This is a genomic window from Candidatus Nitrotoga sp. BS, assembly GCF_927797785.1.
GTDB lineage: Bacteria > Pseudomonadota > Gammaproteobacteria > Burkholderiales > Gallionellaceae > Nitrotoga.
Genome location: NZ_CAKMLL010000089.1, coordinates 43,448 through 49,447, shown reverse-complemented (window position 1 = coordinate 49,447; position 6,000 = coordinate 43,448). Strand labels below are relative to the sequence as shown.

The following is a 6,000-nucleotide window of genomic DNA, read 5'->3' as shown; positions in this document are numbered from 1 at the left end:
CGTCAATCATGGCTTCCAGCGATTTGACCATTCATTTAACCGGACAGCAGTGATTTGACATGGAATTTTTCCCCATTTTTTTAAACCTCAAAGAAAAAAAATGCCTCGTTGTGGGAGGCGGTGAGGTTTCCTTTAGGAAAGCTTCCGTGCTGATGCAGGCGGGCGCATCAGTAAAGATAGTTTCGCCAGAACTGTGCGAAGCTTTTAAAAATATTCCCAATATTGAATATGTTCCAGATCGATTTCAAGCTGCTCATCTGAATGGCATTACACTTGTCATTGCCGCCACAGATGATATCGAGACCAACGAAGAAATTTCGAACGAGGCAAAACAAAGAAACATACCCGTCAACGTGGTCGACAACCCCGATCTCTGCACCTTCATTATGCCCGCAATACTGAATCGCTCTCCCCTCATGGTCGCTTTTTCAACCGGAGGGGCATCTCCCGTTTTAGCAAGAATTTTACGAGGCAAGTTGGAAACGCTTATTCCGCCAGAATATGGCCGACTAACTGCCTTCGCTGCCAAATTCAGACAATCAGTCAAAGCGCATATCAGCAATTCAGATAAACGCCGTATATTCTGGGAGAACGTGCTGGAAAGCCCAATTGCCGAGCAAGTTTTTTCGGGCAACGAAAAGTCTGCCGAAGCCATGTTACTGGCTATGCTAAAAGACAACAATCATTGCTCAGCCGGTGAAGTATTCCTGGTAGGTGCAGGCCCGGGCGCCGCGGATTTACTCACCTTCAGAGCGTTACGGCTGATGCAAAAAGCAGATGTGGTGCTTTATGACAACCTTGTTTCTAAACCAGTGCTGGAAATGACGCGACGCGATGCACAAAGAATATTTGTCGGCAAGATGCGTGGTCACCACACAATGCCGCAAGAAAGCATTAACGATCTCTTGGTAAGACTGGCAAAAGAAGGGAAACGGGTCTTGCGACTTAAGGGGGGAGATCCCTTCATTTTCGGCCGTGGCGGGGAAGAAATCGAGACTCTTTCAGCGCACAAAATAAATTTTCAGGTCGTACCCGGTATCACCGCTGCATCCGGTGTTGCAGCCTATGCCGGTATACCGCTCACGCACAGAGATCATGCTCAGTCCTGTATTTTTGTAACTGGCCATCTGAAAGATGGTGGCATGAATCTCGATTGGGAAATGCTGGCACATCCCAATCAAACCATTGTGGTTTACATGGGCCTGCATGGTCTCGAAGTACTATGCTCCAAACTAATAGCGCATGGCTTGCAGGAATCCACCCCTGCCGCTATCGTGCAACAGGGAACAACACAAAACCAGCGTGTAGTTTGCGGAACTCTGGCTACATTACCGACAGCAGCTGAGACAGCAAAACTTAAAGCGCCTACTTTAATCATTATAGGTGGCGTGGTGAAACTCAGAGAGAAACTCTCCTGGTTTGAGCCTGACAAAACTTAAAAAAGACAAATATTTTGTATCCGAACTACTTGGGCTTCAAACGTTTAAACTCATCTGCTGCTTGCCACAAATACCAGGCAGCGGTTGAACGGTAAGGGCTCCAAGCTTGCCCAATTTTGGACAGCTCCTTGGGCAAGGGCTGCTTGGACAGTGACTTCATCACTCGCCAACCTTCACGCACGCCAAAATCATCAATGGGCAAAACATCAGGGCGTTCCAGCGTGAAGATAAGAAGCATCTCTACCGTCCAGCGACCAATACCACGCAGCGAAACCAACCGGGAGATCAGTTCTTCATCTGTCATTGCCAACGCTGCACTTCTGACTGGGACAACCCCATCCAGAGCCCCTTCCGCGATTCCGCGAATTGTCATAACCTTCGCAGCAGAAAAACCACAGGCGCGCAGCATATCTTCGTCGGTCGCGAGAACACTAGTCGGCGACGGAAAGGATACGTCCGGATAAAGTGCTAAAAATCGATTAAGTATTGCTTCGGCGGCCCGCGCATGGAGTTGCTGATAGGCAACTGCCCGAAGCAACGCCTCATAGGGTTCACGTTCTGGTTTTGGCTGCAATCCACATCTGCCGACACGAGCAATTAAACTTGTCCAATCGGGATCTAAAGCTGCCAGATGCGCAACTGCGGGGCCAAATGGATCAACAATCGTATCGGTAGTGCCTACTGCCACCATCACAAAGCCTTCCTGAACGTCAAATTGATGCGCTTGCGGCCGAGGATAGGATGATATCCATCCAAGAGTGGCGCAATGCCGTGAAAATTAAATCTGGCGGGCCCACCCCAAACCGCTACATCACCATGCACAAGTTGATAGCGCTTTGGTCGAATGGTGCGACTTAATCCACCGAACAAAAACACCGCAGGTAAACCGAGGGATACTGAGACAATCGGGGCAGACTCGTCGCGCTCATTCTTGTCCTGATGCAAAGATAACCGGGCGCCTGGTTCGTAACAGTTAATCAAGCAAGCATCGGGCAAGAAATTCTCATACCCGGCGCACATTGCCGCCCTCCTCGCTATGTCTATAAATATTTCAGGTAAAGCTGGCCACGGACGTCCAGTTTCTGGATCGAAAGCATCATAGCGATATCCTCTACGATCTGTTATCCACCCAACCTGACCGCAATTGCTCATTGCCACCGACATCCGAAAACCACCTGGGGTAATCATGTGACGCAAAGGTGATTGAGTAACGACCTTTTCTAGCGCGCACATCAAATCAGCATCCACATTTTTGGCAAAGCCGCGCAACAAAAATGCGCCGTCATCAAGACAAACCTGTTTCAGATTGAGGTCTGGCAGACCATCAAAAAGATCGGCATTCATACTTAGTGCCTGCCAGAAAACCCCAGTTTTTTAAAAAACAGCCTTCCTGATGTTTCAGTACGTACTCCACAAATATTTTTCCTGTTACTGAATCGTTAATTTCCATGATTCTAGGTGATCGCAATTCTACGATTGTAAAAATCAGGCATAAAGAAATTTAGTGTTGCTTCTGCGGGTTTTGCACTACGCGCATCTTCTGCTCCCTCAATCCAAAATATCACGATGAGTGACATTCTGGAATAGAACTCTAGCGCAAAAATAGCGAGTAAATTTTAACTTTTTGAAGATCGCAGATTCAAATTTGAAGTGCAACAGCCAGTGGTTATTTGGTGTAGCGTAGTTTGGACAACAATTACTCTCTGTTGTTTTCAATTATTCTTACACATATCATGATTTTTATGTTTAACTTAAATCAGTTACATGTAGTTCGGAATAGTATTTGCCCGTTGCACGAGAAATTATATACTTTGAGTATCAAGATTTTTTATCAACAACAACGATAAGGAAAATCAACCCATGATTCAATATACTAAAAAGCTAATTTACTTAGCCCCCACGTTAGCCTCCATACTGTCCTGTGCCGATGCCATAGCTCAAACGCCTCTAATCGGAACTATAGTCTATGGGCCTGTACCGCAGTCAATTCCCACCTTGTCCGGATTTATGCTCGTGATTCTCGGATTGGTATTTGCCGTATTGGCTTTTCGTGTACTTCGATCTCATTCGGCCAGTAAACCACTCGCATCCATTGTGACTGTGGGAATTTTGGTTCTGGGTGCGGCATCCGGAAATCAACTCATTCAGCATGCACAGGCAATCCCCCCTTCTTTATCCTTCAGTAACTCATCCGGCGGTGTTCTCAACATAGATTCTTTAGGAGAGTTCCCGGTCTTGAATAACAGCGGCCGGCCCCAACAGATCCTAAATGTGATCGTAACCCCGCCAGCCATAGACAGCCCAACTTCTCAACAACCACGGTGCATCATAGGGTTGGCAGTACAGAACAACTCCTCCTGCTACATAAATTTCACTGCCGCGCCAATATAACAGGTCATGGCAGATACCATCATCGCCAACAGCGCCCAGATTCTGCCGGGGACAGTTTTTGGCGGTGTGGCGCTTGTTATGCTGATTGAATCCATGTCGCCGTTGCGGGCCGAATCAAAAGCTCCGTTAATGCGCTGGGTCAGCAACCTTGCTCTGTCTGTAGTGGGTTACATCATTCTTTTCAGTATAGCTCCCCTGCTGTTCATTCTGATTGCCCGAACTTTGGGCTTAGAAAATACAGGGCTGCTGCATCATTTTGGAATTGGCTACATTCCGTCTTTCATCCTTACCTTGCTATGCCTCGAATTTGTCGGCTACTGGCTACATCGTGCTTCCCATGCTGTACCGGTGTTGTGGCGTATTCATGCCGTACATCATAGCGACGTGGAAATAGATGCCACCACATCGCTCCGGCACCATCCGCTGGAACACGTAATCAGCACTCTGGTATTCTTACCGGTCATGATTGCACTGGGATCCGACCCCTTGGTCTTGTTGAGCTACAACGTGTTGCATGCCGCCGTGAGCGCGTTTAACCATGGCAACTTTTCACTGGGGCAATCTGCAGATCGGATATTGAGGCTTTTTATCGTTACACCAGACTTTCACCGGGTACACCACAGTTCTGAACAGCGCTATACTGACAGTAATTACGCGTCCATATTGCCTATATTTGACTATTTGTTCCGCTCTACAACCAAATTCACCGCAGAGCAGCACACAACTATGCCATTGGGCTTAACCTACTTCCGTGAGCGGAAGTACTCCAGGCTGGACCAACTTTTGCTCATGCCCTTCCAGCCAAAGTTTGCTAATCAAACCGTCCAAGCTCGTTAAGCCAGCCTACTTCATGACTCAAAAAATTGTGCCTGACTGTTCCACAACCGCATCTGAACTGTTCATTCATTGCACTGAGAAATATCAACAAGCTAGTTGGGTTGATTGCAAAAGGGTAAACAATTGGAATCGCAATTCACTTGTGGATAGCGGCGCAGATAGAATTTATCTTGATAGATAGATATATATGCTGCGATTTCTTATAATTTTTCTATTGATTATGGGCGGGCTATTCGCGCTTGAGCTCACCCCGCCCGGTCAGGCTTTAGTGCATCCTTGGGCCGCATTGCTGGCTGGTTTCAGCACTACTCTGATTACCCTGTTCGATTCCACGGTTATTTCTTACAATAACGTTATTCAAAGCCAGGCCAACGGCTTTGCTGTTGCCATCGAGGCTGGGTGCAATGCGGTCGAAGCCTGCATCGTCCTGGCGGCGGCTATCCTCGCTTTCCCCTCGCCCTGGCGCCACAAGATACTGGGGCTCGTGATGGGGATGATTGTCGTGCAGGCGTTCAATATCCTGCGCATTATCAGTCTCTTTTATTTAGGGCAATGGCGTATGGACGCCTTTGAATTTGCCCACCTCTATTTATGGCAGGGACTTATCATGCTGGACGTGCTGGTGGTATGGCTGATCTGGATACGCACCATGCCAGTTGAAAGCACTGCTCGACATGGCGCGTAACCCCCTATATATTTTTTTATTGAAGGCTGCTTTTTGGCTGCCTATATGCCTTGGACTCTGGTACTGGAAGGCAGAATGGTTCAACGGCCCTGCCGTCATGGTATCGGGCTGGGTCATGCAGTCGTTCTTTTCGGGCTGGGTGGAATCAGTAGAATGGTCACAGCGTATCCTCAGTATCGCGACATCCCTTAAACTTGGCATGGCTCCTGGAATGCCGGAGGGAGAATACGCCCTGGTGCTGGAGGTAAATCCACTGACCTACGGTTTTGGATTGCCACTGTTTATTGCCCTGTTCCTCGCCGGCAACGAGGCTAACCGCTGGCGCAAGCTGGCGTTGGGTGCGCTGCTGCTGATCCCGTTTCAGGCATGGGGAATCTGTTTCGACCTACTAAAGCAAGCAGCAATCACCGCAGGACCAGTCGTATCGGAACAAACGGGTTTCTCCCCCTGGAAAATTGAAAGCATAGCTTTAGGCTATCAGTTTGGAGCACTTATTCTGCCTGCCTTGGCTCCAATAGCTTTGTGGTTGGCGTTGAATTCCCGCTTCATTCCGATGCTGGTGCTGGAAGGCGCACTGCGGAAGCTATAAGTTGCCAGAAGCTGGGTAAGCTCCACTTGTCAAACGAGGTAGCGCCCTTTCCCTGCAAA

Annotated in this window: 7 protein-coding genes; 5 read left to right on the top strand and 2 right to left on the bottom strand. The window is 48.3% G+C overall.

The genetic code is table 11. The features are described from left to right. The first annotated feature begins 59 nt into the window (after nucleotides 1-59). Nucleotides 60-1,439, top strand: a complete 1,380-nt coding sequence (gene cysG, locus MJ769_RS11450) for a siroheme synthase CysG (RefSeq protein WP_239237272.1) — start codon at nucleotides 60-62, stop codon at nucleotides 1,437-1,439. Between the two features lie 25 nt (nucleotides 1,440-1,464). On the opposite strand, the gene MJ769_RS11445 is transcribed toward cysG, so the two are convergent. Next, a complete protein-coding gene (locus MJ769_RS11445; RefSeq protein WP_239237274.1) occupies nucleotides 1,465-2,130 on the bottom strand; it encodes a DNA-3-methyladenine glycosylase family protein in 666 nt (221 codons plus the stop codon). After that, the gene (alkB, locus tag MJ769_RS11440; protein ID WP_239237271.1) at nucleotides 2,130-2,783 is read right to left on the bottom strand and encodes a DNA oxidative demethylase AlkB; all 654 of its coding nucleotides are present in this window, start codon (nucleotides 2,781-2,783) and stop codon (nucleotides 2,130-2,132) included. The genes MJ769_RS11445 and alkB overlap by 1 nt, the downstream gene beginning before the upstream one ends. Before the next feature lie 516 nt (nucleotides 2,784-3,299). On the opposite strand from alkB, the gene MJ769_RS14780 reads away from it, so the two are divergent. The 4 genes from MJ769_RS14780 to MJ769_RS11425 all read left to right on the top strand — a co-directional run bounded on the left by MJ769_RS14780 (nucleotide 3,300) and on the right by MJ769_RS11425 (nucleotide 5,941). Next, nucleotides 3,300-3,830, top strand: coding sequence for a midcut-by-XrtH protein (locus MJ769_RS14780; RefSeq protein WP_445083094.1), 531 nt, complete (start codon nucleotides 3,300-3,302; stop codon nucleotides 3,828-3,830). A gap of 6 nt (nucleotides 3,831-3,836) precedes the next feature. Beyond that, nucleotides 3,837-4,667, top strand: a complete 831-nt coding sequence (locus MJ769_RS11435; RefSeq protein ID WP_239237270.1) for a sterol desaturase family protein — start codon at nucleotides 3,837-3,839, stop codon at nucleotides 4,665-4,667. Between the two features lie 187 nt (nucleotides 4,668-4,854). Further along, complete coding sequence (gene xrtH / locus MJ769_RS11430; protein ID WP_239237269.1) at nucleotides 4,855-5,352, top strand: exosortase H; 498 nt, start codon at nucleotides 4,855-4,857, stop codon at nucleotides 5,350-5,352. Further along, nucleotides 5,324-5,941 carry an exosortase H-associated membrane protein gene (locus tag MJ769_RS11425; protein WP_239237268.1) on the top strand — a complete coding sequence of 206 codons (618 nt, stop codon included), beginning with the start codon at nucleotides 5,324-5,326 and terminating at the stop codon, nucleotides 5,939-5,941. Before xrtH ends, MJ769_RS11425 begins: the two co-directional genes overlap by 29 nt. Nucleotides 5,942-6,000: the final 59 nt, after the last annotated feature.